Source organism: Xanthomonas maliensis (assembly GCF_009192945.1).
Taxonomy (GTDB): Bacteria; Pseudomonadota; Gammaproteobacteria; order Xanthomonadales; family Xanthomonadaceae; genus Xanthomonas; species Xanthomonas maliensis.
This window is the reverse complement of the sequence record NZ_NSET01000049.1, coordinates 65,819-91,117: the sequence shown is the minus strand read 5'-3', so window position 1 is coordinate 91,117 and position 25,299 is coordinate 65,819. Positions and strand designations below refer to the sequence as shown.

At 66.5% G+C, this 25,299-nt stretch carries 21 protein-coding genes and 1 other RNA gene; 12 read left to right on the top strand and 10 right to left on the bottom strand.

Features of this window, described 5'->3' with window-relative positions; all coding sequences use genetic code 11:
• Positions 1-715, top strand: a 715-nt coding sequence (locus tag CKY51_RS15570; protein ID WP_170292340.1) for a threonine/serine exporter family protein, incomplete at its 5' end; no start/stop codon positions are given.
• Positions 716-765: 50 nt separating this feature from the next.
• Here the strand turns inward: CKY51_RS15570 and CKY51_RS15565 are convergent.
• From CKY51_RS15565 to CKY51_RS15555, 3 genes are all read right to left on the bottom strand, one after another.
• The gene (locus tag CKY51_RS15565; protein ID WP_031338622.1) at positions 766-1,242 is read right to left on the bottom strand and encodes an H-NS histone family protein; all 477 of its coding nucleotides are present in this window, start codon (positions 1,240-1,242) and stop codon (positions 766-768) included.
• 145 nt (positions 1,243-1,387) lie between these two features.
• On the bottom strand, positions 1,388-3,082 hold the full coding sequence (locus tag CKY51_RS15560; protein WP_152249479.1) for a proline--tRNA ligase: 1,695 nt from the start codon (positions 3,080-3,082) through the stop codon (positions 1,388-1,390).
• Positions 3,083-3,171: 89 nt separating this feature from the next.
• A complete protein-coding gene (locus CKY51_RS15555; protein ID WP_152249478.1) occupies positions 3,172-3,585 on the bottom strand; it encodes a DUF4124 domain-containing protein in 414 nt (137 codons plus the stop codon).
• A 118-nt stretch (positions 3,586-3,703) separates the two neighbouring features.
• Here CKY51_RS15555 and pssA point away from each other — a divergent pair, with 118 nt between their 5' ends.
• The 5 genes from pssA (at position 3,704) to CKY51_RS15530 (ending at position 9,232) form a co-directional block, all read left to right on the top strand.
• A complete protein-coding gene (gene pssA, locus CKY51_RS15550) occupies positions 3,704-4,477 on the top strand; it encodes a CDP-diacylglycerol--serine O-phosphatidyltransferase (protein WP_022971023.1) in 774 nt (257 codons plus the stop codon).
• The gene (locus CKY51_RS15545; RefSeq protein WP_152249477.1) at positions 4,474-4,929 is read left to right on the top strand and encodes an alanine acetyltransferase; all 456 of its coding nucleotides are present in this window, start codon (positions 4,474-4,476) and stop codon (positions 4,927-4,929) included. Before pssA ends, CKY51_RS15545 begins: the two co-directional genes overlap by 4 nt.
• Positions 4,926-5,408: a ribosomal protein S18-alanine N-acetyltransferase gene (gene rimI / locus CKY51_RS15540; RefSeq protein WP_022974346.1), complete on the top strand. Its 483-nt coding sequence runs from the start codon at positions 4,926-4,928 to the stop codon at positions 5,406-5,408. The genes CKY51_RS15545 and rimI overlap by 4 nt, the downstream gene beginning before the upstream one ends.
• A 734-nt stretch (positions 5,409-6,142) precedes the next feature.
• Complete coding sequence (locus tag CKY51_RS15535; RefSeq protein ID WP_152249476.1) at positions 6,143-7,276, top strand: pectate lyase family protein; 1,134 nt, start codon at positions 6,143-6,145, stop codon at positions 7,274-7,276.
• Between the two features lie 819 nt (positions 7,277-8,095).
• Positions 8,096-9,232 carry a pectate lyase family protein gene (locus CKY51_RS15530; RefSeq protein WP_152249475.1) on the top strand — a complete coding sequence of 379 codons (1,137 nt, stop codon included), beginning with the start codon at positions 8,096-8,098 and terminating at the stop codon, positions 9,230-9,232.
• A 225-nt stretch (positions 9,233-9,457) separates the two neighbouring features.
• Here CKY51_RS15530 and CKY51_RS22495 read toward each other — a convergent pair whose 3' ends face one another.
• The 5 genes from CKY51_RS22495 to CKY51_RS15505 form a co-directional block, all read right to left on the bottom strand.
• A complete protein-coding gene (locus CKY51_RS22495) occupies positions 9,458-9,628 on the bottom strand; it encodes a methyltransferase family protein (RefSeq protein WP_238319586.1) in 171 nt (56 codons plus the stop codon).
• A 131-nt stretch (positions 9,629-9,759) separates the two neighbouring features.
• The gene (locus CKY51_RS15520; protein WP_152249474.1) at positions 9,760-12,612 is read right to left on the bottom strand and encodes a valine--tRNA ligase; all 2,853 of its coding nucleotides are present in this window, start codon (positions 12,610-12,612) and stop codon (positions 9,760-9,762) included.
• 203 nt (positions 12,613-12,815) lie between these two features.
• On the bottom strand, positions 12,816-13,241 hold the full coding sequence (locus CKY51_RS15515) for a DNA polymerase III subunit chi (protein WP_022974350.1): 426 nt from the start codon (positions 13,239-13,241) through the stop codon (positions 12,816-12,818).
• On the bottom strand, positions 13,241-13,612 hold the full coding sequence (locus CKY51_RS15510) for a hypothetical protein (protein WP_031340867.1): 372 nt from the start codon (positions 13,610-13,612) through the stop codon (positions 13,241-13,243). Before CKY51_RS15510 ends, CKY51_RS15515 begins: the two co-directional genes overlap by 1 nt.
• The gene (locus tag CKY51_RS15505; protein WP_022974352.1) at positions 13,612-15,084 is read right to left on the bottom strand and encodes a leucyl aminopeptidase; all 1,473 of its coding nucleotides are present in this window, start codon (positions 15,082-15,084) and stop codon (positions 13,612-13,614) included. The genes CKY51_RS15510 and CKY51_RS15505 overlap by 1 nt, the downstream gene beginning before the upstream one ends.
• 107 nt (positions 15,085-15,191) lie before the next feature.
• On the opposite strand from CKY51_RS15505, the gene lptF reads away from it, so the two are divergent.
• Together lptF and lptG are read left to right on the top strand one after the other, a co-directional pair.
• A complete protein-coding gene (gene lptF, locus CKY51_RS15500; protein ID WP_022974353.1) occupies positions 15,192-16,274 on the top strand; it encodes an LPS export ABC transporter permease LptF in 1,083 nt (360 codons plus the stop codon).
• Entirely contained in the window at positions 16,271-17,377 is a 1,107-nt protein-coding gene (gene lptG, locus CKY51_RS15495; protein ID WP_022974354.1) for an LPS export ABC transporter permease LptG, read from the top strand. Before lptF ends, lptG begins: the two co-directional genes overlap by 4 nt.
• Positions 17,378-17,439: 62 nt before the next feature.
• Here the strand turns inward: lptG and CKY51_RS15490 are convergent, their stop codons facing one another.
• Positions 17,440-17,916 (bottom strand): RDD family protein, encoded by a 477-nt coding sequence (locus CKY51_RS15490; RefSeq protein WP_031340869.1) that lies wholly within the window; start codon positions 17,914-17,916, stop codon positions 17,440-17,442.
• An 89-nt stretch (positions 17,917-18,005) separates the two neighbouring features.
• On the opposite strand from CKY51_RS15490, the gene xerD reads away from it, so the two are divergent.
• The 3 genes from xerD (at position 18,006) to purL (ending at position 24,303) form a co-directional block, all read left to right on the top strand.
• The gene (gene xerD, locus CKY51_RS15485; RefSeq protein WP_031340870.1) at positions 18,006-18,977 is read left to right on the top strand and encodes a site-specific tyrosine recombinase XerD; all 972 of its coding nucleotides are present in this window, start codon (positions 18,006-18,008) and stop codon (positions 18,975-18,977) included.
• A gap of 106 nt (positions 18,978-19,083) precedes the next feature.
• Positions 19,084-19,884, top strand: coding sequence for a DsbC family protein (locus CKY51_RS15480; protein ID WP_022974357.1), 801 nt, complete (start codon positions 19,084-19,086; stop codon positions 19,882-19,884).
• Positions 19,885-20,226: 342 nt separating this feature from the next.
• Positions 20,227-24,303 carry a phosphoribosylformylglycinamidine synthase gene (gene purL / locus CKY51_RS15470; protein ID WP_022974358.1) on the top strand — a complete coding sequence of 1,359 codons (4,077 nt, stop codon included), beginning with the start codon at positions 20,227-20,229 and terminating at the stop codon, positions 24,301-24,303.
• Positions 24,304-24,307: 4 nt separating this feature from the next.
• On the opposite strand, the gene CKY51_RS15465 is transcribed toward purL, so the two are convergent.
• A non-coding RNA gene (locus CKY51_RS15465) (sX9 sRNA) lies at positions 24,308-24,383 on the bottom strand.
• Positions 24,384-24,859: 476 nt separating this feature from the next.
• Here CKY51_RS15465 and CKY51_RS15460 point away from each other — a divergent pair.
• Positions 24,860-25,090 carry a hypothetical protein gene (locus CKY51_RS15460; RefSeq protein ID WP_152249473.1) on the top strand — a complete coding sequence of 77 codons (231 nt, stop codon included), beginning with the start codon at positions 24,860-24,862 and terminating at the stop codon, positions 25,088-25,090.
• The last annotated feature ends 209 nt before the right edge of the window (positions 25,091-25,299 follow it).

Here is a 25,299-nt window from a genome sequence, read left to right as displayed (position 1 = left end):
GGGCGAGGCGCTGGCGGGGCTGCTCGCCGGGGTGGTGGCCACCGTGGTGGCCGCGCTGTGCGGACCGCTCAATCTCAATACGGTGATCATCGCCTCGCTGGTGGTCTTGCTGCCGGGCATGTCCTTGACCAATGCGTTCAACGAGCTGGCCAGCCAGCACTGGGTTTCGGGCACCGCCCGGCTGGCGGGTGCGGTGACCACCGTGCTCAAGCTCACCGTCGGCGCGGTGATTGCGGTCACGCTGACCCAGCTGGTGGGGTTGAATCCACAGGTTGCCGCAGTCCGTCCGCAAGCCGGTTGGGTCGAATGGGCCTCGCTGCTGACGGCCGCCTATGCCTTCGCCGTCCTGTTCAAGGCCAATCGGCGCGACTATTTATGGATCATGGCCGCCGCGATCGCCGGCTATATCATCGCCCGGTATGCCGGCCATGCCTGGGGTGGGCCGGCCGGGGTCTTCGCCTCGGCCATGAGTCTGACCGCGGCGGGGAATCTGTTCGGACGAGTGGTACAAAAGCCGGGTGCGTTGATTCGCCTGCCGGGCATCATCATGCTGGTACCAGGCAGTACCAGCCTGCGCGGTTTCTTGAGCCTGGTCCAGCAACAGGATGTCAGCGTCGGTCAGGCGGCATTATTGGCGGTCACCAATATCGTCATGGCGCTGATGGCAGGGCTGTTGTTCGGGAATCTGTTGATTCCTGCCCGCAAGAACCTTTAGGGTCAAATAAAAAACGCCGGCGGTGCCGGCGTTTTTCGATGGATCGCGACTCAAGCGGCTTTTGCGGCCTTCGTCGCCTTGCCCTTGCGCGGGGCCCGCTTGCTGGCGGTCTTGCTGGAAGTGGCGCGCTTACTGGCCGAGGCCTTTTTCGCGCCGTCCTTCTTGATCAGGAATTCTTCCACCGACTTGCCGGCGGCAGTATATTCAGCCAGCCAACGCGGCTGCTTGCCGCGGCCGGTCCAGGTTTCCTGGGCATTGGCCGGGTTGCGATACTTCGGTGGCACCTTGCCGAGCTTGCGGCCTGCGCGCGGTCCACGCTTGCCAGCCGCCGCCTTGGGAGCGCGCAGGGTACCGGCGGTGCCGAACAATTCTTCGATGGAATAACCTGCGGCCTTTGCTGCGCGGGTCAGTTGGGAGCGGACCTTGGTGATCGGAGCGCGCTTGGCAACCACGGTTTGTTGCTTCTTGGCATTTTTGATCAGCGCGCTCAGCTGCTTGGCCGACAGACCAGTGAGATCGATGGACATCATTACTCCGAAGGATTTGGGATGAGGAATGTCGCCTGTCCCTGGCATCGGCGGCCATCATAATGTGGGAAAACCCATAATACAAATACGCCGAATAAATCGGCGTATTTGTTTCATGTGATCGCAGTGTGACTAAGTAACCCTTTTACGGCACCAGTTTGGCGAATAAGCCGGCCCTATCGAGATTTTCCGCTTCGGTGGCGGTACGTGCCCGATATTCAAATGTGCCAGCCGCCAAACCACGTTCGGAAACCACGACCCGATGCGGAATGCCCAGCAGTTCGATGTCGGCGAACATGGCGCCCGGGCGCAGGCCGCGATCGTCCAGGGCGACATCCAGGCCGGCCTGGGCAAGTTCGGCCATCAAGGCCTCGGCCGCCGCCGTGACCTGCGGGTCCTGCTTGGGGTTGATCATGCAGACCACGACCTGCCATGGCGCCATCGGCAACGGCCAGACGATACCGGCGTCGTCGTGATTCTGTTCGATCGCCGCAGCGACGATGCGCGAGATACCGATGCCATAGCAGCCCATCTTCATCACCGCCGCCTTGCCGTTCTCGTCCAGCACCGTGGCCTGCAGCGCCTCGGCATACTTGCTGCCGAGTTGGAAGACGTGGCCCACTTCGATGCCGCGCGCCAGCCGCAACTCGCCGCCGTCGGCAGCGCGGTCGCCGTCGACCACGCTGCGCACGTCGGCCACGGTGTCCGGCTCAGGCAGGTCGCGGCCCCAGTTGACGCCAGTGAGGTGGAAGCCGGCGCTATTGGCGCCGACCACGAAGTCGGCCAGTGCCGCGACGTCGCGGTCGGCCACGACCCGGATCGGGCGTGCTGGCTGGACCGGGCCCAGAAAGCCCGGCTCGCAGCCCAGGTGCTCGCGGATCTCGGTGTCGTTGGCCAGGCGGTAGTCGGCCAGTCCGGCGACCTTGCCCAGCTTGATCTCGTTGACCGAGTGGTCGCCGCGCACCAGCACCAGCACGAAGCCGGCTGCCGTCATCACCGCCACCGACTTGACCGTGCGCTGGAGCGGGAGGCCGAGCAGGGCGGCAACGTCTTCGCAGGTCTTCTGGGTCGGGGTATCGACCCGTTGCAGCGAGGCACCGGGCTGCGGCCGCGGCGCTGGCTCTGCGGCACTGGCCGCTTCCACGTTGGCGGCGTAGTCCGAGCCGGTGGAGAACGCCAACGAGTCCTCGCCGGACTCGGCCAGCACGTGGAATTCCTGCGAGGCATCGCCGCCGATGGCGCCGGAGTCGGCTTGCACCGCGCGGAACTCCAGGCCCAGACGGGTGAAGATGCGGGTGTAGGCCGCCTTCATGTTCTCGTATTCGCGTGCCAGGTCGGCGTCGCTCAGATGGAACGAGTAGGCGTCCTTCATCAGGAACTCGCGCGCGCGCATCACGCCGAAGCGTGGGCGGATCTCATCGCGGAACTTGGTCTGGATCTGGTAAAAGTTCAGCGGCAGCTGCTTGTAGCTGTTGATCTCCTGCCGCGCGAACTCGGCCGCGGCTTCCTCGGCGGTCGGGCTATAGCAGAACTCCTGCTCCTTGCGGTCCTTGATCTTCAGCAATTGGCCGCCGAATTTCTCCCAGCGACCGGTCGCGTCCCACAGCTCGCGCGGCTGAATGGTCGGGAACAGCACTTCCACCGCGCCGGCGCGATTCATTTCCTCGCGCACGATGCCCTCGACCTTGCGCAGCACCCGCAGGCCCAGTGGCGACCAGGTGTACAGGCCGGAGGCGAGCTTGCGGATCATGCCCGCGCGCAGCATCAGCCGGTGGCTGACCAGCTCGGCATCGGCGGGGGTTTCCTTGGTGGTGTGCAGGTGGAACTGGGAAAGACGCATCGGACTTCGCTGCAGGCGGAAAGTCCGTAGTTTGCCAGTCTCCCGCCCCGGCGGTCATCGGCGCCGGGGCGAACCTGGGCCGGCGGGGCTCAGCTGCCGCTGCCGGTGCCCGACGCGTTGCCGGCCGGTGCCGGCTTGCAGTAGGCCTTGACGGCCGCCTCGGCCAGGTTGCGCTGGGCCGCGCGCGCGTCCGCGTCCAGCGGCGCGCCCTGCTTGCCGTCGGCGCCGGCCGCCAGGGTGACCTCGCCCTGCCCACTGAGCAGCTCCAGATTGTGGCGGGCATTGCTGCATTCGGGCGACTCCGGCGGCGCCTCGGGGGCCGCGACCACGGCGGTCCCGTTGCGCGCGTCGATCCGCCGCGACTCGAAGCGCTGCCCGGAGGGCGGCGGCGTCTCGGTGTAGTGGGTCACGCCCTTGGCATCCTTCCACTTGTACAGATCGGTGGCGCCGGCGGTGGTGCTGGCCAGCAGCAACAGGGCACAGAGCCCGGATGGCAGATGCATGAGGCGTCCCCTGATGATTCCCGAAGGCGATTGCAGCATCCCGCCGGCCCGGCTGGCAAGCGCCGGCGCGGCGGGGCTCGGCTACCGCCCGATGGACCTCAGGCCCTACACTTGCGGGATGGACGATATGAGACCGCCACCGCGCTCGCGCACGATTTATCTGTTGCCGAACCTGTTCACCACCGCCGGGCTGTTTTCCGGCTTCTACGCCATCATTGCTGCAGCCAATGGCCAGTTCGTCCAGGCCAGCATGGCAGTGTTCGTGGCGGCCGTGATGGACGGGCTGGACGGCCGGGTCGCCCGCTTGACCAACACCAGCAGCGAATTCGGTGTGCAGTACGACTCGCTGGCTGACCTGGTCAGCTTCGGCATGGCGCCGGCGCTGGTGATGTACCACTGGTCGCTGTCGGCGCTGAAGTTCGACGGCAGCGTGATGGGCCGGGTCGGCTGGTCGGCGGCCTTTTTGTATGCCGCCTGCGCTGCCTTGCGGTTGGCGCGCTTCAATACCCAGGTCGGCGTGGTCGACAAACGTTGGTTCATCGGCTTGGCAAGCCCTGCCGCGGCGGGGTTGATGATGTCGTTCGTCTGGGCGTTTGCCGACGACAGCCTGGGCCTGGACGGTGAGCAATTGCGCTACGTGGCGCTGGCGGTGACGGTGGTGGCGGCGCTGTTGATGGTCAGCCGGATCCGCTTCTGGAGCTTCAAGGGCGGCGAGCGTGGGCCGCGTGCCGATCGCGTGCCGTTCCTGGCGTTGGCGATCGCCACCGTGGTGGTCGCCTTGCTGGTGATCGATCCGGCGCGCTCGTTGCTGGTGATCGGCGTGCTGTACGCCTTGTCCGGCCCGGCGATGTGGGTGTGGCGGCGCGGTCGCCGCGTGCCCGACGCGCCATGAACGAGTTGGCCGCCGGGCCAGGTTGGTCCGATCTGCAGGTTGCCTGCCTGCAGGCGATGGGGCATACGGTCTATCTGGACCGCGCCGCAGTGGAGGCGTTGCCGGCACCGGTGGCCGCGGCCAACGAGGCGGGGGCGTCGCCAGCCAGCGCGCCGCTACGGCCGGCGTCGCCCAGCTCGCCGCCGTTGCCTCGCAGCGCGCCGCCCGCAATGGCCGAGCCGGCCCGCGCGCCGGTCGCCGCAGCGGCCCCAAGCCCGCCGCGACGCGGTCGCGTGATGCCGGATCGGCTGCAGATCGCCTTGCTGCGCGCCTGCGGCTGCGATCCGAGCGATCCGCGCACCCAGGCGCTGATGGCGTCCTGGCCACTGGACGAACTGCGCCGCGACCCTGCCGCCAAGCGTGCGTTATGGCCGCAGTTGCGGGCCTTGCGCCGCCAGTCGAGGACAGCATGAGCGCGGTGGACGTCCCAGCACCGGTCACCTTGCGCACGATGCGCGAGGTCGATCTGGACACGGTGATGGACATCGAGCGCCGCGCCTACCCGTTCCCGTGGACGCGCAACATCTTCCGCGACTGCCTGCAGGCCGGATATCCAGGCTGGGTGATGGAGCAGGGTGGGCAGATCATTGGTTACGGCATCCTCAGCATCGCGCTCGATGAGGCGCACGTCCTCAACGTCTGCATCGCACCGGAGGCGCAGTCGCGCGGCCATGGACGCACGTTGCTGCGGGCCTTGATCAAGGGCGCGCAGGATCGTGGCGCGCGCCGTGCCTTCCTGGAAGTGCGGCCATCCAATCCGGCGGCGATCGCGCTCTACCACTCCGAAGGCTTCAACGAGATCGGCCGCCGACCGCGTTATTACCCGGCCGAGCACGGGCGCGAAGATGCGCTGGTGATGGCGATCGAGCTGTTCTTCGAAGGGTTCTCCTGAGCTGTGCGGCGACCGTGCCGCGACGGATGGGCGATCATCTGCGCACGGGTTGCCATGCTGGGCCGGGCGCCGCTGTCGCGATGGGTTGATGGGGCAGGCCGATAAACTGCGTAGAACCCGCGCGCGGTTCTGCAGCACGTGCGTATCGGCGCGTCCTGCTGCAGGGGCGCGCCTGTGTCGATGACACGTCGGTCAACTGCACGTGTTCTTGTGCGAGCACGCACGTCGCTGCAGCACGTGTCGATGCGCTGCACCAAGTCCAGCACATCGCGCCGCCCGCGGCGCAGGTCCGCATTGCGCTGCACCATCGGTCACACGCGGCTGCAGCGTGATATGCGGCTCGATGGGTGCCGAGCGACACTGACCACACCACACGCGCACATCTGTGCAGCGCGACCGATACAGAGGAGTGAGCCGCGTGCTCGCGGCCAGACATCGTGCCGGATGCCCGTCGCGCTGGACGGTGAATCACCCGCATGCTGCGCTGCAGTGTCCTTGGCGCTGTCTCCATGTGTCTCGGCGCGCGTGCTTTGTCTACTCCTGCATGTCCCGCAACCGTTTGCGTGACTGCGCGTGCATATCGATGGATTGCCTGGATACAAGCGATTGCGCTGCTCTTAGTATCTCCCCCCGCGGAACTGAAACATTACATCGATGAAAAATATGTTCCGTAGTGGATAGACGAGGGGTGCGCCGCCGCGCGGTGCATCGAACCATTCCAGGGAGAGATCCAGATGAAGCCGAAATTTTCAACGGCGGCCGCCGCGTCGCTGTTTGTCGGGTCGTTGCTGCTGACCGGCGTTGCCAGCGCCGATGTTGCGCTGGACGTGGCAACCACCGGTTGGGCAACACAGAACGGCGGCACCAAAGGGGGATCGAAAGCGGCCGCCGCCAATATCTACACGGTCAAGACTGCGGCAGAATTGAAGAGTGCGTTGAAGGCCAGCGTAGGCAGCAACGGGCGCATCATCAAGATCAGCGGCGTCATCGACATCAGCGAAGGCAAGCCGTACACCACGACCTCGGACATGAAGACGCGCGCGCGCCTGGATATCCCGACCAAGACGACCTTGATCGGCATTACCAGCAATGCCGAAATCCGCGAGGGCTACATGTACGTCAAGGCCAACGACGTCATCATCCGCAACCTCACCATCGAAAATCCCTGGGATCCGGAGCCGGTGTGGGATCCGGATGACGGCAGTGCCGGCAACTGGAATGCGGAGTACGACGGGTTGACCGTGGAAGGCGCCAGCAATGTGTGGGTGGACCATGTCACCTTCACCGACGGCCGCCGCACCGACGACCAGAACGGCACCGCCAACGGCCGGCCCAAGCAGCATCACGATGGCGCGATGGACATCAAGAAGGGCGCCAACTATGTGACCATCTCGTATTCGGTGTTCAAGTTGCACGAGAAGAACAACCTGATCGGCTCCAGCGACAGCGCCTCCAGCACCGACAGCGGCAAGCTCAAGGTGACCATCCACAACACGATGTTCCAGGACGTTTCCTCGCGTGCGCCACGGGTGCGCTTCGGCCAGGTGCATCTATACAACAACTACCATGTCGGCAGCACCAGCAATAAGGTGTATCCGTTCTCGTACGCGCACGGCGTGGGCAAGGAATCGAAGATCTTCTCCGAGCGCAATGTGTTCGAGATCAGCGGGGTGAGCAGCTGCGACAAGATCGCCGCCGATTACGGCGGTAGCGTCTACCGCGATCAGGGCTCGCTGCTCAATGGCAAGGCGTTGAACTGCTCGTGGAACAGCAACATCGGCTGGACGCCGCCGTACACCTACAACCTGCTATCCGCCGACAAGGTCGCCGCGGACGTCAAAGCCAAGGCCGGTGCAGGCAAGCTTTGAACTACGCTTCCAGCGCTGTGATCGCTGCAGCGCTGCATTGCATGCATGACGCCCGTCGCGCGCGGGCGTCATGCAGCTCGCAGATCGTCAGCGCTCGCTTGGCACGCCGTGGTGGCAAGCCTGCCGACGATAGCGCCGCGCCGGGTCTTGGCCCTACAGCGTGCGCCCGCCCCCGGATATGACGACGCGTTTCGTGCGGTGGAGAGCGCTCTAGCATTTACGTTCGCTACAGCCCCTCGTCCATGCAGGATGGCGCTGCGCCCCGTGACGCAATCGGCGGTAGCGGATTGAATCCAGCGGTACGCGGCAATGCCAGACGTGCCTGATGCACCCCGGTACTGCAGTAGGGGATCCTGGTCTCTATGTGATGCTTCCGCAGTGCAGGGAGCGACGCTCGGTCGGTGCTGGCGTTGCCGCGCAGCGCGAGACGCCCGCCATGCCGATGATCGGCGTGCGCACAGACGTCCTGCGCCTGGCGTGTGGTGAGGAGAATTTGTCAGCTCCCGGCAGCGCGTTTTCGTGCAGAAACGACCACGTTGCCCGCTGATTCGCAGCTCTGCCGCAGTTGCTGCAACGCAGTGTCTTTGCGTTGTCTCTGGCTGTCCGTGACAGGGCGTTTTGTCCCCTATTTTGTGTCCTGGTTGCAGTTGCGTGACTAAGCGAGCACATCCTTAGTTTGGCTAGATACAAGGCGAAATCACGCTCGTAGTATCCGCCCGCCGACTGGGGAAAATCACAGACATCAAAATTTACCCATCCCTGTCGGAGGGAGGCGCCGCGACGCGGCGCACTGCATCTCTACTCTGGGAGCACGTAAGAATGAAGCTGAAAATCTCAACGGCGACCGCCGCGTCGCTGTTTGTCGGGTCGTTGCTGGTCGCCGGTGCCGCTTGGGCCGATGCCTCGCTGGAGGTGGCTACCACGGGCTGGGCGACGCAGAACGGCGGAACCAAGGGAGGCTCGAAGGCTGCAGCCGCCGACATCTACACGGTCAGCAATGCCTCACAGCTGAAAAGTGCGTTGAAAGCGACTGCTGGCAGCAACGGCCGCATCATCAAGATCAACGGCATCATCGATATCAGCGACGGCACGCCCTACACGACCACGGCCGACATGAAGGTCCGTGGGCGCCTGGATATCCCCGCCAAGACCACCCTGATCGGCATCGGCAGCAACGCCGAGATTCGCGAGGGATATTTCTATCTCAAGGCTAGCGACGTCATCGTGCGCAACCTGACCATCGAGAACCCTTGGGACCCGGAGCCGGTGTGGGATCCGAACGATGGCCCGAGCGGTAACTGGAATTCCGAGTACGACGGTCTGACCATCGATGGCGGCACCAACGTGTGGGTGGACCATGTGACCTTTACCGATGGCCGCCGCACCGACGACCAGAACGGGACCGCCAATGGTCGTCCCAAACAGCATCACGATGGTGCCCTGGACATCAAGAAGGGGGCCGATTACATCACCATCTCGTACTCGGCCTTCAAGTCGCACGACAAGAACAATTTGATCGGTTCCAGCGACAGCTCGAGCAGCGTGGATAGCGGCAAGCTCAAGGTGACGATCCACAACACCTTGTTCCAGAACATCTCCGAGCGTGCGCCGCGGGTGCGCTTCGGCCAGGTGCACGTGTACAACAACTACCATGTCGGCAGTACGACCGATAAGGTGTATCCGTTCCTGTATGCGCATGGCATGGGGGTAGAGTCGAAGATCTTCTCCGAGCGCAATGTGTTCCAGATCAGCGGGGCGAGCAGTTGCGACCAGATCGTGGACAGCGATCTGGGCGGAACGGTCTACCGGGATCAGGGCTCGCTGCTCAATGGCAAGGCGCTGACGTGTACCGAGAACAGCAATATCGGCTGGACGCCTCCGTATACCTACACCCTGTTGTCGGTCGATAAGGTTGCCGCCGATGTCATGGCCCATGCCGGGGCCGGCAAGCTCTGAAGCAGCAGGTCGGCGCACACCCGCTGACGCGGACGGTCGATGGCTGCCGATGCCGGTAGCCATCGACCCTTATAGCCAGCGCCTTACCCGTTGGCAGTAAGCTTGGTAGGCTGCACCAAAGCGCTCTTGCAGTGCCGCTTCCTCCAGCCGGATCTGCACCCGGTCGATGTACAGCAGATACGCGACCAGTGCCACGCCGCCAGCCGGATGTCCGAGCCAGGCGGCTCAGCCCGCCAACAGCAAGGCGTGGCCGATGTACATCGGGTTGCGCGAATACTGATGCAGTCCGGTTTGCACCAGCGTACTGCACCGTTGCGGTCGACGCGGATCGACCGTGGTACCGGTGCGACGGAATCGCCATTTCGGCACGACGTTGATCAGCGCGCCAACAATCATGAGGCCAGCCGCACACGCGTGTTGGCCGGGTAGCACGAGGCTCCATTCGGGCCACGCCATTGTCGCCCCCCACGCGCCCAGCATGCCGGCAGCGACGCAGACCGGCGGCGGAATGGGGGGGCATCGTGGGCCTAGAGTTTGCCGCGTTGCTCGCGCAGACCGGCCAGTTGGGTGGTCCAGTCGGCCAGACGTGCACGCTCCTGATCGACCACCGCCGCTGGTGCGTTCTGCACGAAGGTCGCGTTGCCGAGCTTGCCGTTGCATTTGCCGATCTCGCCCTCGACGCGCTTGATCTCCTTGTCCAGGCGGACGCGCTCGGCACTGAGGTCGACCAATCCCTCCAGCGGCACCAGCAGGGTCAGTTCGCCCACGATGGCCGTCGCCGATGGCGGCGCGTCCTGCCCGGCGACCAGCCAGTCGATCGCCTCCAGCTTGAGCAGGAAGGACAGCTGCGAGGCGAAGCCGGCGATGCGGCGACGATCGTCGGCCGTTCCGGCCTGCAGCAGCAGCCGCACCTGCTTGGATGGCGGCACGTTCAATTCGCTGCGGACGCGCCGCAGCGCCGACACCATCGACTTCAGCCACTCGACATCGGTTTCGGCGCCGGCATAAGCGCTGGTATCCAGGTCGCTGGCCTGCGGGTAGGGTTGCAGCGAGATGGTCGATGCCTCGATGCCCAGTTTCGGGGCCACCTGCTGCCAGAGCTCCTCGGTGACGAAGGGCGTCAGCGGGTGCAACAGGCGCAGCAGCGTTTCCAACACATACAGCAGGGTGTGACGGGTGCTGGCGGCGGCTGTGACGTCCGCGCCGGTCAGCGCCGGCTTGGCCAGTTCCAGGAACCAATCGCAGTAGGCATTCCAGGCGAATTCGTACAGCACCTGCGCGAGCAGGTCGAAGCGATAGGCGGCGAAATGCGCCTGCGCCTCGGCGGTGGCTGCCTGCAACCGCAACAGGATCCATTTCTCGGCATCCGTTGCGGGTGACCACCGTTTCGGGTCCCGGGTCCCGGGTCCCGGGTCCGGCCCATCCAGATTCATCAGTACGAAGCGGGTGGCATTCCACAGCTTGTTGCAGAAGTTCTTGTAGCCCTCGGCGCGGCCCAGATCGAACTTGATGTCGCGGCCGTGGTTGGCCAGCGCGGCGATGGTGAAGCGCAGCGCATCGGCGCCGTGCGCGGCGATGCCGTCCGGGAACTCCTTGCGGGTGGCCTTGGCGATCCGCTCGGCGTCCTTGGGCTTCATCAGGCCGGTGGTGCGCTTGGCCAGCAAATCTTCCAGGGTGATGCCGTCGATGATGTCCAGCGGATCGAGCACGTTGCCCTTGGACTTGGACATCTTCTGGCCTTGCGCGTCGCGGATCAGGCCCGTGATGTAGACGTCGCGGAACGGCACCTTGCCGGTAAAGCTGTCGGTGGCCATGATCATGCGCGCCACCCAAAAGAAAATGATGTCGAAGCCGGTGACCAGCACCGACGACGGCAGGTAGCGGTCGAAACCGCGTGCGGCCATCGCCTGCGCATCCGGCCAGCCGAGCGTGGAGAACGGCCACAGCTGCGAGGAAAACCAGGTTTCCAGCACGTCGCTGTCCTGGTGCAGCGCCACGTCCGCGCCGAGCCCAGCGCGCGCGCGCGCCTCGGCCTCGTCGCGCCCCACGTAGCAACGGCCGGCGTCATCGAACCAGGCCGGGATGCGGTGGCCCCACCACAACTGGCGACTGATGCACCAATCCTGGATGTTCTGCATCCAGTGGCGATAGGTGTTGATCCAGTTCGGTGGCACGAACTGGATCTGGCCGCTCTCGACCAGTTCCAGCCCACGCTGCGCCAGCGCGTCCATCTTCACGAACCACTGGTCGGTGAGATAGGGCTCGATCACCTGGCCGGTACGATCGCCGCGCGGAACCTGCAGCTTGTGCGGCTTGGTTTCGACGAGCAGCCCCAGCGCTTCCAGCTCGGCCAGCACTTGCTTGCGGGCATCGTAGCGGTCCAGGCCGCGGTAGCTGGCGGGCGCGTTTTCGTTGAGCGTGGCGGTCGGAGTGAACAGATTGATCATCGGCAGTGAGTGCCGCAGACCCACCTGGTAATCGTTGAAATCATGTGCCGGCGTGACCTTGACCACGCCGGTGCCGAAGGCACGGTCGACATAGTCGTCGGTGATCACCGGCACCTGGCGGCCGGTCAGCGGCAACACGATGCGCGCGGCATGCAGAGACAGGTAGCGCGCATCTTCCGGATGCACCATGACCGCGGTGTCGCCCAGTAGCGTCTCTGGGCGCGTGGTCGCCACCACCAGGTAGTCGCGGGTTTCGCGCAGCGTCTCGTTGCCATCGGCATCGTGTTCGACGTGCGCGTAGCTGACGCCATCGGCCAGCGGATAACGGATCGACCACAGGAAGCCGTCTTCCTCGACGTTCTCCACTTCCAGGTCGGAAATGGCGGTCTTCAGGACCGGATCCCAGTTGACCAGGCGCTGGCCGCGGTAGATCAGCCCCTGCTCGTACCAGCGCACGAACGCTTCGGTCACCGCCGCCGACGGCTGCGGATCCATGGTGAAGCTGCTGCGCGACCAGTCGGCCGAGGTGCCGAGCCGGCGCATCTGTCGTTCGATGGTGTCGCCGGACTGCTGCTTCCACTCCCACACCTTGGCCACGAAGCCCTCGCGCCCCAGCGAGTCGCGGGTCTCGCCCTTGCCTTCCAGCGCCAGGTTGCGCGACACCACCATCTCGGTGGCGATACCGGCATGATCGGTGCCCACTTGCCACAAGGTGTCGTAACCGCGCATGCGGTGATAGCGGATCAGTGCGTCCATCAAGGTCTGCTGGAACGCGTGCCCCATGTGCAGGGTGCCGGTCACGTTGGGCGGTGGCAGCAGCACGGTGTACGGCTCGCCCTTGCCCGATGGCGCGAAGTGGCCGGCGGCTTCCCACTGGGCGTACAGCCGCGATTCGAAGGAGGACGGTTCGTAACTCGATGCGAGGGTCGTCATAGCGGTGTAGGGATTCGTCGTTCGTTATTCGGGAGGTGTCGCGTCGTGGGGTCGGTGGAGATCGCTGGCACTCCACGCCTCAATGGCAGCGAAGGTGCGGTGGTGCAGAAAGTGGCCGTTCGTAACGGAGCGAGGAAGGCGTTTGCACAAACGCACGGCGCCGCTGCAACGCATTCCGATCCCGACGCGCCACAACGGCTCCCTCACATGTCGTATTTGGTCAGCTCCAGGCCCAGGGCCTTATACTGTTTCCAGCGTTCGCGCAGCGGCTCGCGCGCGGCGGGGTCGGCGGGTACCACTTCCAGTACCCGCTCGCAGGCACCCAGGTAGGGATCGTCGCGCAGATTGATCACCAGCGGGCGCGACGGAGCGGCGAACTCCGGCGTGGCGATCAGCACCGGCGTCAGCTCGTCCTCCTCGTCAGTGCCGGCGATCTGGTGCGGGATGTAGGCATCCGGATCGAAGGACCACAGCAAGTCGTCCAGCGCCTCGGCCTGCGTGGCATCGCGCGCCAGCACCAGCGTCCATAGATTGTTGTCGTGGGCCTTGCGCGCCAGTTCGCAGACCAGCCGCAACGGTTCGGCGAGAAAGCGCGGCTTGGCGATCAGGTAGAAGTCGGCACGGGGCATCAGGCGGTCACAAGGCGGGGGGAGAGCACGAGGTCGGCGATCAGGCTGGCAGCGATGGCCAGGGCGGTATAGCCGAGCACGGCAAGCGCGAGCCCGCCGAAAGCGCGCAGGCGGCGCCCGGGTGGGCGCGAACGGTACAGGTACAGCGGCAGGAACACGATGGCCAGCGCGACAATGCCGATATTCATCCAGGCAGGACGCCGATAGCCGAGCTGTCGGCTATCGGCCCCGAGCCAAACGAACAGCAACACCATCATCACGGCCAGTCGCAACAGATCCAAGCCGCTGCCATTCCAGCCCGGCACCACGCTGGTTGCGCCGTCGATGACGGCGAAGCCGGCAATCAGCCCCAGCGCGGCCCGTGGCGACATCAGGCGGCGCGGTCCAGCAGCCACTGGGTCAGCAAGCCGACCGGGCGACCGGTGGCCATGCCGCGCTTGCCCTCATCGCTGGCCACACCGGCGATGTCCAGGTGCGCCCAGCGCTGGTTCTCGGTGAAGCGCGACAGGAAACAGCCGGCAGTAATGGCGCCGCCCCAGCGGCCGCCGATGTTGTAGACGTCGGCGAAGGTGGAATCCAGCAGCCCCTGGTATTCGTCCCACAGCGGCAGCCGCCAGGCGCGGTCGAATACATGCTCGCCAGCGCTGAGCAGCTCATTGGCCAGGTCGTCGTGCTTGCTCATCAGGCCGGCGGTCTGATGGCCCAGGGCCACCATGCAGGCGCCGGTCAGCGTGGCCACGTCCACCAGCGCCTCGGGGTTGAAGCGTTCGGCGTAGGTCAGCGCGTCGCACAGGATCAGGCGGCCTTCCGCATCGGTATTGCCGACTTCGATGGTCTTGCCGGACATGCTGGTGATCACGTCGGACGGGCGGTAGGCGTTGCCGTCGATGGCGTTCTCGACCGCCGGCACCACCACCACCAGGTTGAGCGGCAGCTCGGCCTTGACCGCGGCCACGAAGGTGCCGATGACGTTGGCGCCACCGCACATGTCGTATTTCATTTCCTCGATGCCGCCCTGCGTCTTGAGGTTGACGCCGCCGGTATCGAAAGTGATGCCCTTGCCGACCAGCACGTACGGGCGCGCGTCGCCGCCACCGTTCCACTTCAGCACGATCAGCCGCGGGCGGTTGGCCGAGCCGCGCGCCACCGACAGCAGCGAGCCCATGCCCAGCGCTTCCATCTGCGTCTCGTCGAGGATCTCCGCCTCGGCTCCCGGAATGCTGCCGGCAAAGGCCGCAGCGGTCTCGGCCAGGTAGGCCGGTGTGCAGTAGTTCGGCGGCAGGTTGCCGAGCTCCCGGGCGAACTGCACGCCCTCGGCGGTGGCCACGCCCAGTGCCAGGGCGCGAGCGTCGTCGCCGGCGAGGATCAGATGGGTCAGGCCCGCCTCGTCGTTCTTCTTCTTGCCCAGGGTGGCGGTATAGCGGTAGGCCGCATGATCGCTGACGATGACCGCCTGGCGGATGTTCCAGGCCGTGTCACGGGCCTTGACCGGCAATTCGGTCAGGGTCAGCAGGGCGGTGCCGATCGGCCCGGTCTTCAGCGCCCGGGCGGCATCGCCGACCGCCTTCAGGTACTGCGCCACGCCGAACTTGCCGGCATCGCCCAGTCCGACCACCAGCACGCGCGGGGCAGTGACGCCCGGCAGGTCGTGCAGCAGAGCGGTGCTGCCGGGCTTGCCGGCCACGTCGCCGCGCGCCACCAGTGCGGCCAGACGGCCCTGGCTGGCGGTATCCAGTGCCTGGGCTGCCGGCGAAAGGGTCTTGTCGGCGAACACGCCGACCACGATGCAATCGGCGCTGGCGCTTGCCGGCGCGTCTTGGTTCAGGGTGAATTGCAGGGCCATTGATCAGATTCCGTAGGCAAATCCGTACAATCGCGGCTCTTCACGCCGGCCCGGTTTAGGCTGGCGGCGCCGCGAACGAATCCGAGAGTTTAAAACAAGCCCACCCCATGCCGAAGCTCGATCGATACCTGCTTAGCGATTTCACCCAGAGCTTCCTGGCGACCTTGATCGTATTGCTGGTGGTGAGCGTCGGCGGGGTGCTGGTGGACATCCTCGGCAACATCGCCGACGGCCGCATCCCCGCTCGCCTGCTGCTGTCGCAGGTGGGTCTGCAATTCGTTGCCTACCTGCCCATCATCCTGCCGCTGGCGTTGATGCTGGGCCTGCTGCTGGCGCTGGCGCGGCTGTACCGGGACTCGGAAATGGCGGTGATCACCGCCATCGGCGTCGGCCCGCGGCGGTTGTTGCGGCCGATCCTGCTGCTGGTGGTGCCGGTTGTCGTGCTGGTCGGCGCCTGCTCGCTCTGGCTGGGGCCGTGGGCCAGCCGTACCGCCGAGACCATGCTCGAGGACGCCAACCGCAGCGTGCTGATGGCCGGCCTGGAGGCCGGCCAGTTCACCCCGCTGTCCGGTGGCGGGGTGGTTTACCTGAGCCAGATCTCAGGCGACGGCAAGGGCCTGCACAAGGTCTTCATGCAACGGCAGAAGGATGACCGGATCGACGTGGTCACCGCCGATCGCGGCGCGATGTTCTTCGAAGGCAAGGCCGAGCGCTACCTGCGCTTGGAAGATGGGTATCGCATCGAGGGGCCTGCCGGTGGCGCCACGCTGGATTACCGGCTGATGAAGTTCGCCAGCAACGACGTCGCCTTGCCGGACCGCAGCCAGGTCCACGACGCCAACGATCCGGAAGTGATGTCGACCCTGCGACTGCTGTCCGACAGCCGCCCCACCGCCCGTGCGCAACTGCATTCGCGTCTGGCCCCGCCGCTGCTGGCGCTGGCGTTCGCCTTGCTGACCCTGCCGCTGTCGCGTAGCTCGCCGCGGCAGCAGCGCTACGGGCGCATCATGCTGGCCTTCGTGGCGTACATGGCGGGCACTAATCTGATGATCGTCGGCACGCAGTGGATCGCCAACGGAAAGACGCCGGCCGCGCTCGGCCTGTGGTGGCTGACCTTGCCGCTGCTGGCACTCTCCGTTTGGGCCTATGCCCGTGATGGCCGCGTCGCGCGGCCGAGGGCACGCGCATGAGGCTGATTCCGCGGGTCCACGATCTGTACGTGGGCCGTGCCGTGCTGGCCACGGTGCTGCTGACCTGGGCGGTGCTGCTGGGCCTGGATGTCGTCAACGGCTTTGCCAGCGAGGCCAAGAGCATCGGCCAGGGCAACTACAGCTTCGGTCATGCGGTCGCGTACGTGGCCTATACCGTCCCGCGCCGCGCTTACACCTTGTTTCCCACCGCAGCGGTCATTGGAGCGCTGATGGGCTTGGGGCAGCTGGCTGCCACCTCCGAACTCACCGCGCTGCGGGCGCTGGGTGTGTCGCGTAAGCGCATGTCCGCCTCGGTCGTCGCGGCGATGGCGCTGCTGACCGCCACCATGGTCCTCAGTGGCGAGACGTTGGCGCCGTGGGCGCAGAGTCAGGCCGATACCTTGAAGACCAGCGCCAAGTACCAGAGCAACATGGCGACCGCGATGTACTCCGGTCTATGGGCGCGCGAAGGCGATACCTTCCTCAATGCCCTGAGCGGCGAGGAGAAATTGCTGGACGGCGGCGGCACCGCGCTGGTGCTGCATGATGTGCGGCTCTATCAACTGGATCCGAGTGGCCGCGTTCACCAGATCACCTATGCGGTGACGGCCGAGCACCGCGACGGCGGCTGGACGCTGCGGCAGGTGCGCCGCGACACCTTCCAGGAGCGTTCGGTGCAGCGGGAAACGCTGCCGGAACTGGCGTGGCAGTCGCAGCTCGATCCGGCCGCGCTGGCCGCGGGCCTGACCCGGCCGCGCAACCTATCCGCGCACGACCTCGGCCAGAGCATCGAATACCGACGTCGCAATGGCCTGGATGCGCGCGATTACGAAGACCAGTACTGGAGCCGCTGGTTCTATCCCTTGAACGTGCTGGCGCTGTGTATGGCGGCCATTCCGTTCTCGTTCGGTTCGCTGCGCAGCGGTGGCCTGGGCAAGCGCCTGTTTCTAGGCATCCTGTTCGCGTTGGGCTTTTGGCTGCTGCAGTTGTTCTTCGGTCGCATGGCCGGTGCGCTGCGGTTGGATTACCGGATCGCCTATGCGTTGCCGCCGATGGTGATGCTGGCCGTCTCGGCCTGGCTGTTCCGACGACGGAGCAGTTGATCGACGAACACCGCGCGCGCGGACGCCGCGCCTGCATCCGTGCCGTGCGCGTGCGGTGTGTTTCAGACAGTGGATCGAGGCGCGCGCCGCAGCCGTGTGCCGCTGGCGCGGTCGTGCCAGGTCAGGCGGTCGCGGTCCAGCCAGGCCCACCAGAATCCCAGCCCGCCCAACAGCAACGAGAGCGTGCCGATCAGATAGCGTCGCCACAGCGCGCCCCAGCGCGGTGCGCTGCCGTCCGCGCCGTGTAGCCGCAGCCGCCAGGGACGCATGCCCAAGGTTTGGCCGCCGCGCCGCCAACTGACGGTGGCGTAGACCCCGGCGGCCAGCCAACAGCACAGCCACAACAGCCATTGCCAGCCACTGAACGGCGCGATGTTCTCGCGGGCAGGATGACCGGCCCAGGTAAAGGCGAGGGTGAATCCGGTGGAAATCAACATCGACAGCGCCAGCACCGGCCACGCGTCGTAGCACAGGGACAGCAGGCGCCAACCCACCAGCGCATGCGTGCGTTCGCTCGGCGGGGGAGGGGGGGCAGTCATCGCCAGAGCATAGCCGGCGCCGCTGTTCGCGCAACAGCGTGGTGTCCATCGTGCTGGGCCCGGCGCGCGGCGCCCGCTAAGCTGTCGCCATGCCCGCCAGCAGTCCCGCCGAACGCCGTCAACGCACCCAGCAGCTGCCGCCGGTGCCGTCCGCCGATGCAGCGTCCATCCAGCGTTTCCTCGACCGCCTCTGGGCCGAGCAGGGGGTGTCCAGGCAGACCCTGGACAGCTATCGGCGCGATCTCGAAGGAGTGGCGCGCTGGCGTGCTGGCGCCGGCGGCGGCTTGCTCGGCGCCGATCGCGCGGCGCTGTTCGACTACCTGCGCTGGCGTAGCGAAGCCCGCTATGCGCCGCGCAGCAATGCACGGCTGTTGTCGGCGCTGCGTGCGTTCTATGCCGCTTGCCTGCGCGATGGCCTGCGGCAGGACGATCCCACTGCCTTGCTGGAGCCGCCGCGGTTGCCGCGTGCATTGCCCAAGGCGCTGACCGAAAGCCAGATCGAGGCCTTGCTGGCGGCGCCATCGCTGGATGACCCGTTAGGCCTGCGCGACCGCGCCATGCTCGAACTGATGTACGCCGCCGGCCTGCGGGTCAGCGAACTGGTGCAGCTGCCCGCGGCCGCGGTCAACCTGCGGCAAGGGGTACTGCGGGTCACCGGCAAGGGCAGCAAGGAGCGCCTGGTGCCGTTGGGCGAGGAGTCCCAGCACTGGCTGGAACGGTATCTGCAGCAGGCGCGGCCGTTGCTGGCGGGGCGGACAGCGGTGCCTGCCGTGGACGGCCACGTTCCGCTGTTCATCGATGCCAGCCGGCGTCCGCCGAGCCGGCAACAGTTCTGGGCGCTGGTCAAGCGCTATGCGGCGGTGGCAGGCATCGACCCGGCGATCATCAGCCCACATGGGCTGCGTCACAGTTTTGCCACCCATCTGCTCAACCACGGCGCCGATCTGCGCGCGCTGCAACTGTTGCTGGGCCATAGCTCGTTGTCGACCACCCAGATCTACACCCTGGTCGCGCGGCAACACTTGCAGACGTTGCATACGCGCCATCATCCGCGCGGCTAGCCGAAGCGCATTGGGGTTGCACCGGCGACGGCAAGGTGCGCGGGCTCTGCTGGCTTCAGCTGCGCTATGCGAGAATCCCAGCCATCTCATTCCACTGGATGCGTGAATGTACCGTCTTGCCATTGCCGCCCTGCTGGGCGCGATCAGCCTTACCGCCTGCGCACAGTCGCCGCAGCCCGCAGCGGGCGATGCCGCCAAGGCGCCTGCCGCAAACGCCAGCGCCGCAGCGGGCGTCGATCAGCGCGTCAGCACCGCGCTCAAGGCGCTTGATCCGGACTTCAAGCCCGATTACATCGGCGCGGCCCCGTTCGCGGGTTTTCGCGAGGTGGTGGTCGCCGGACAAGTGCTCTACGTCAGCGACGATGGCCGCTATGTGATGCAGGCACAGCCGTTCGATATCCAGAACAAGCAGTTTGCCGCCAGCGAGGGCCTGCTCGCTTACCGACGCAAGCAGCTGCAGACCGTGCCCAAGGCCGATCGCATCGTGTTCGCGCCGGCCAATCCCAAGTACACCGTTACCGTGTTCACCGACGTCGAGTGCGGCTACTGCCGCAAGCTGCATAGCGAGATCGCCGAACTGAACAAGCAAGGTATCGCAGTGGAATACCTGGCGTTCCCGCGTATGGGCCTGGGCAGCCAGGACCACAAGGAAATGATCGCGGTGTGGTGTGCGGCCGACCGCAAGCAGGCCCTCACCGCTGCCAAGTCGGGCCAGCCGGTCGCCTCCAAGGACTGCAACAACCCGGTGTCGATGGAGTACACCTTGGGCCAGCGGCTGGGCGTCAATGGCACCCCGGCGATCTTTGCACCCGATGGCACCCAACTGGGCGGTTATCTGCCGCCCGCGCAGCTGCGTGCGGCGTTGGACAAGCGCGCTGCGGCCAGCAGCGCCGGCGGTAGCCGCTGACCCATATCGGCGCCGCAGTTGAACGGCGCCGCGATCAGCACCGAGCAGGGCCGGCTGCCGCGCAGTCCGGCCTTGTTCGTTTTGGCGCGCTTGACCTCCGCGGTCGTCGTCGCTTCGGCGGCCGCGAGGTGGTGACTGCCGGCGGTGGCCGGTACACGCGGCGGTCCTGCGAGGCGCGGGGTCTTCGTCGCGAAGGCGACGCCGCGCAGCGGACCTGCTGACTGCCGAGCCCCTTGCAGCCACCGCAACCGCGACGTGCGGGCGGGGCCACACGGCCGACGGGCCGGCCTGGTCAACCTCCGCTACAATGGCGGGCCCCGCTTCTGACACGGTTCTTCGGACATGATGGTCCTCGAGGGCGCTTCCGCCCTTTCGCCGTTCCGCCGCGCTCGGCTCGAAACCCGCCTGCAAGCCGTCGCGCCCACGCTGCGCATCACCGGCGCCTGGTACGTCTACTTCCTCCGCGTCGAGGCCGGGCAGGCCCCGAATCAGGCCACCTTGCAACGCATCCTGCAGGCTGCGCCGGATCCGGCGCCTTGCGCCGACGGCGCCAGCACGCGCTACGTGGTGCCGCGGCTGGGGACGTTGTCGCCCTGGTCGAGCAAGGCCACCGAGCTGGTGCGTGGGGCCGGGCAGCCGATCCAGCGGGTCGAGCGCGGGACACGCATCGACCTGGCCGGTTGGCCGCAGGACGCCGAGCGCCAGGCCGCAGTGGCCAAGCTGCTGCATGACCCGATGACGCAATCGTTGCTGGGCAGTGCGGCAGCGGCCGAGGCGCTGTTCAACGTGCCCGATCCGGGTACATTGGAACGCATCGCGCTGGACGCGTTGGAGCGGGCCAACGGCGAGTTGGGGCTGGCGTTGGCCGACGACGAGATCGACTACCTGCGCACGCGGTTTGCCGAGCTCGGGCGCGATCCCGCCGATGTCGAACTGATGATGTTCGCGCAGGCCAACTCGGAGCACTGTCGGCACAAGATCTTCAACGCCAGCTGGAGCATCGACGGCAAGCCGCAGGACCGCTCGCTGTTCCGGATGATCAAGCACACCCACCAGCAGACCCCGCAGCACACCTTGTCGGCCTACAGCGACAACGCGGCGGTGGTGGAGGGGGCGCCGGCCGCGCGCTATCGTCCGGACCCGGCCAGCGGCGAGTATCGCCGCGAAGCGGTGCTGCCCTCGGCCTTTGCGATCAAGGTGGAGACCCATAACCACCCGACCGCGATCGCGCCGTTCCCCGGCGCGGCCACCGGTGCCGGCGGAGAAATCCGCGACGAAGGCGCCACCGGCCGCGGCGGCAAGCCCAAGGCCGGCCTGACCGGATTCTCGGTCTCGCACCTGCGCATCCCGACCCTGCCGCAACCCTGGGAAGCGCCACGCCCGCTGAATCCGCGCATGGCGCCGGCGCTGGACATCATGCTCGATGGCCCACTGGGTGGCGCCGCCTTCAATAACGAGTTCGGTCGGCCCAATCTGTTGGGTTACTTCCGCAGCTTCGAGCTGGCCGAAGGCCCGGAGCTGACGCGCGCCTACGACAAGCCGATCATGCTGGCCGGTGGCCTGGGCGCGATCGACCGCAGTCAGGTCGAGAAGATTCCGCTGCAGCCAGGCGATGCGGTCATCGTGCTGGGCGGGCCGGCGATGCTGATCGGCCTGGGCGGTGGGGCGGCCAGTTCGGTGGCGGCCGGCGACAGCGCCGAGGCGCTGGACTTCGCCAGCGTGCAGCGCGAGAACCCGGAGATGGAACGCCGCTGCCAGGAGGTCATCGACCGCTGCGTGGCGCTGGGGGCAAACAATCCGATTCGCTGGTTCCATGACGTCGGCGCCGGCGGACTGTCCAACGCCATCCCAGAGCTGCTGCACGATTCCGGCGTGGGCGGGGTGATCGACCTGGGCCGCGTGCCCAGCGACGATCCGTCGCTGTCCCCGCTGGAACTGTGGTGTAACGAGTCGCAGGAACGCTACGTGCTGGGCGTGCCGCAAGCGCAACTGGAGACGTTCGCGGCGATCTGCGCGCGCGAGCGCTGCCCGTTCGCCGCGGTCGGGGTGGCAACCTCCGAGCAGCGACTGGTGGTGGGGTATGGGACGCTGGATGCCGGGACCCGGGACCCGGGACCCGGGTCCCGGGAAGAGCAAGCGCCAGCGCAGGACCCCACATCTGCGAAGGACGCCTCCAGCGCAGCCCGGGAGACTGCCGTGACGGGTCCCGGCTCCTCCCACGATCTTCCCATCGACCTCCCCATGGACGTCTTGTTCGGCAAGCCGCCGAAGATGCATCGTGACGCGGTGCATCCGCCGGCGCCGCGTTGGCCGGCGCTGCAGACCGCCGCGCTGGACCTGCATCAGGCCGGCCTGCGCGTGCTGGCGCATCCAAGCGTGGCGTCCAAGAGCTTTCTGGTCACCATCGGCGACCGCAGTGTCGGTGGGTTGACCGTGCGCGAGCAGATGATCGGGCCCTGGCAGCTGCCGCTGGCCGACTGCGCGATCACCTTGTCCGGCTTCGACGGCCATGCTGGCGAGGCAATGGCGATCGGCGAGCGCACGCCGCTGGCGCTGTTGAACGCGGCGGCGGCCGCGCGCATGGCGGTCGGTGAGGCGATCACCAATCTCTGCGCCGCACCGGTGCTGGCGCTGGACAGCATCAAGCTGTCGGCCAACTGGATGGCCGCCGCCGGGCATCCCGGCGAGGACGCGTTGTTGTACGACGCGGTGCGTGCGGTCGGCATGGAGCTGTGCCCGGCGCTGGAGCTGAGCGTGCCGGTCGGCAAGGACTCGTTGTCGATGCAGGCGCAGTGGCAAATTGCCGGGACCCGGGAAGAGCAGGTGCCCACGGGGGATTCGGCAACATCGGCCGTTGCGGGTTCAGGGTCCAGGGTCCAGGGTTCCGAACAGACCCACAAAAGCGTCTCCCCGGTCTCGCTGATCATTTCCGCCTTCGCACCGGTCGCCGATGTGCGCGGCCAGCTCACTCCCCTGTTGCAGCGGGGCGAGGACAGCGAGCTGTGGTTGATCGGTCTGGGCGGTGGCAAGCAGCGGTTGGGCGGCTCGGTGCTGGCGCAGGTACATCCGGGCGAGGACGCATTGCCGGCATTCGGTGGCGACGTGCCGGACCTGGACGACCCGCAGCGGCTGCGCAACTTCTTCGAGTTGATCGGCGATGCGCGCGAGGCCGGGCTGTTGCTGGCCTACCACGATCGCAGCGATGGCGGTGCCTTCGCCGCGTTGTGCGAAATGGCCTTCGCCGCGCGGCAGGGCCTGGACATCACCCTCGACGCCTGGGGTGAGGACGCGTTCCGTAGTCTGTTCAATGAAGAGCTGGGCGCGGTGGTGCAGATCGCCAACGAGGATCGCGCTGCGTTCGCCGACCTGGTCGAACGCCACGCGCTCACCGAATGCGCGCAACGCATCGCCCGTCCCACCGGCACGCCGCGCATCCGCGTCGGCGCGCAAGGCCGCACGCTGGCCGAGTGGCGCTGGGACGAGCTGTTCGACGCCTGGTGGTCGGTGACCCACGCGATGCAGAAGCTGCGCGACAACCCCGACAGCGCGGACGAAGAGCGCGCGGTGGCGCGCGATTTCGACGCACCGGGCCTGCGCCCGGCATTGGCGTTCGACCCGTCGGAGGACGTGGCCGCTCCGTTCGTGGCCACCGGCGCCCGCCCGAAGGTGGCGATCCTGCGCGAGCAAGGCGTCAACGGCCAGATCGAAATGGCCTACAACTTCGAGCGTGCCGGCTTCCGCGCCTTCGACGTGCACATGAGCGACCTGATCGATGGCCGCGTCGACCTGGCCGACTTCGTCGGCCTGGCCGCCTGTGGTGGCTTCAGCTATGGCGACGTGCTCGGTGCCGGGCGTGGCTGGGCCACCTCGATCCTGGAGCGTGGTGCGCTGCGCGAGGCGTTCGCTGGCTTCTTCGCGCGCAGCGATACCTTCGCGCTGGGCGTGTGCAACGGCTGCCAGATGCTCAGCCAGTTGAAGGACATCATTCCCGGCGCCGAACACTGGCCGCGCTTTCTGCGCAATCGCAGCGAGCAGTTCGAGGCGCGCACCGCCTTGCTGGAAGTGGTCGAGTCGCCTTCGGTGCTGCTGCGTGGCATGGCCGGTTCGCGGATTCCGGTCGCCGTGGCGCACGGCGAGGGTCGCGCCGAGTTCGCCACGGCGGTCGATCAGGCGGCCGCGCGCGTGGCCCTGCGCTTTGTCGACGGCAATGGTGCCGTGGCCACGCAGTACCCGCTCAATCCCAACGGCTCGCCCGATGGCATCACCGGGCTGACCAGCACCGACGGGCGGGTGACGATCCTGATGCCGCATCCGGAGCGCACGCCGCGTTCGATCAACCTGAGTTGGCATCCGGCCACATGGGGCGAGGACTCGCCGTGGCTGCGGATGTTCCGCAACGCGCGGGTGTGGTGCGGCTAAGAGTGGCTAACAAAACATCGCGAGCAGCCGGCAGGTAGGCGTGGACGGCGCACAGGAACCGCAGTGTACGAGTGGTACGTGAGGATTCCGAGCAGCGGCCGCGCCCGCCTGCCGGTTGCGCAGTCGGTTTGTTGGCTGCTCTAAGCCTCACGCGTAGGCGTACTGAAGCGATAGGGGAGTGACAACGGTCGCGGGCACACGCCTGCGGCCGTTGTCGTCTGTGGGCAGCACACCAGCGTACGTTGCTGGCAGTGGCCGGATGCGCTCTGGCTGACAGCCGCGTCACAGGCTGATCGTGCAACGCGACGCGCGATGGCCAGGCGTGTTGCCGACCCGTCGCAACGTGTCCCGCTGGCGGCATCCGCCAGCGACGACTCAGACTGCCCGAGTGTCGGGCGCGCAGCGCAGCGTTGGACCCGCAGAACGGACGATTCGCGACTGCCTGGCGGCCTCAGCGGTCGCCAGGGCGCAACGACCACTGCTGCGCATTGCTTGGCGAGCGATGGTGTTGCGGGTGTCCGCCGGCGCTCGCCTGCGCTCGGTAAACGCTGGCCGCATGCGCCTGGCACTTCGCACATCACGCAGTGGCGACGACGAGGTCGATGCCGCGTACCTCGCGTCACCCGACACGCGCGACGACATCCCGGCACCTCACCGACTGCGGCCTTTGGCTGGCGGAAAACCGTCGCTGTGGTCGGTTGTCGTGCACGCGATCCACCAGCGAAGGCAAGCGAGCGCATCCACACCCACGCAGCGCACCATTTTGCGCACGCGCGCCCTGGCGTGAATTGCGCGTGCAGGTCATTTCGCGACGTCATTCAGAGCGGGCTCATCCTGTCGGCTGAGCACTTGGCGTGACCTAGGTTGCTGTTTTCCAAAGATTTATCGAAAAATTAATAAAAGCACGCGAAATCGTGATGCGTTTCGCGAAAAATGCCCATGTCCGTCAAAAACTTGACGCCCCAATTGGCCGCTGTTAACACTTCGCTCAGTCCT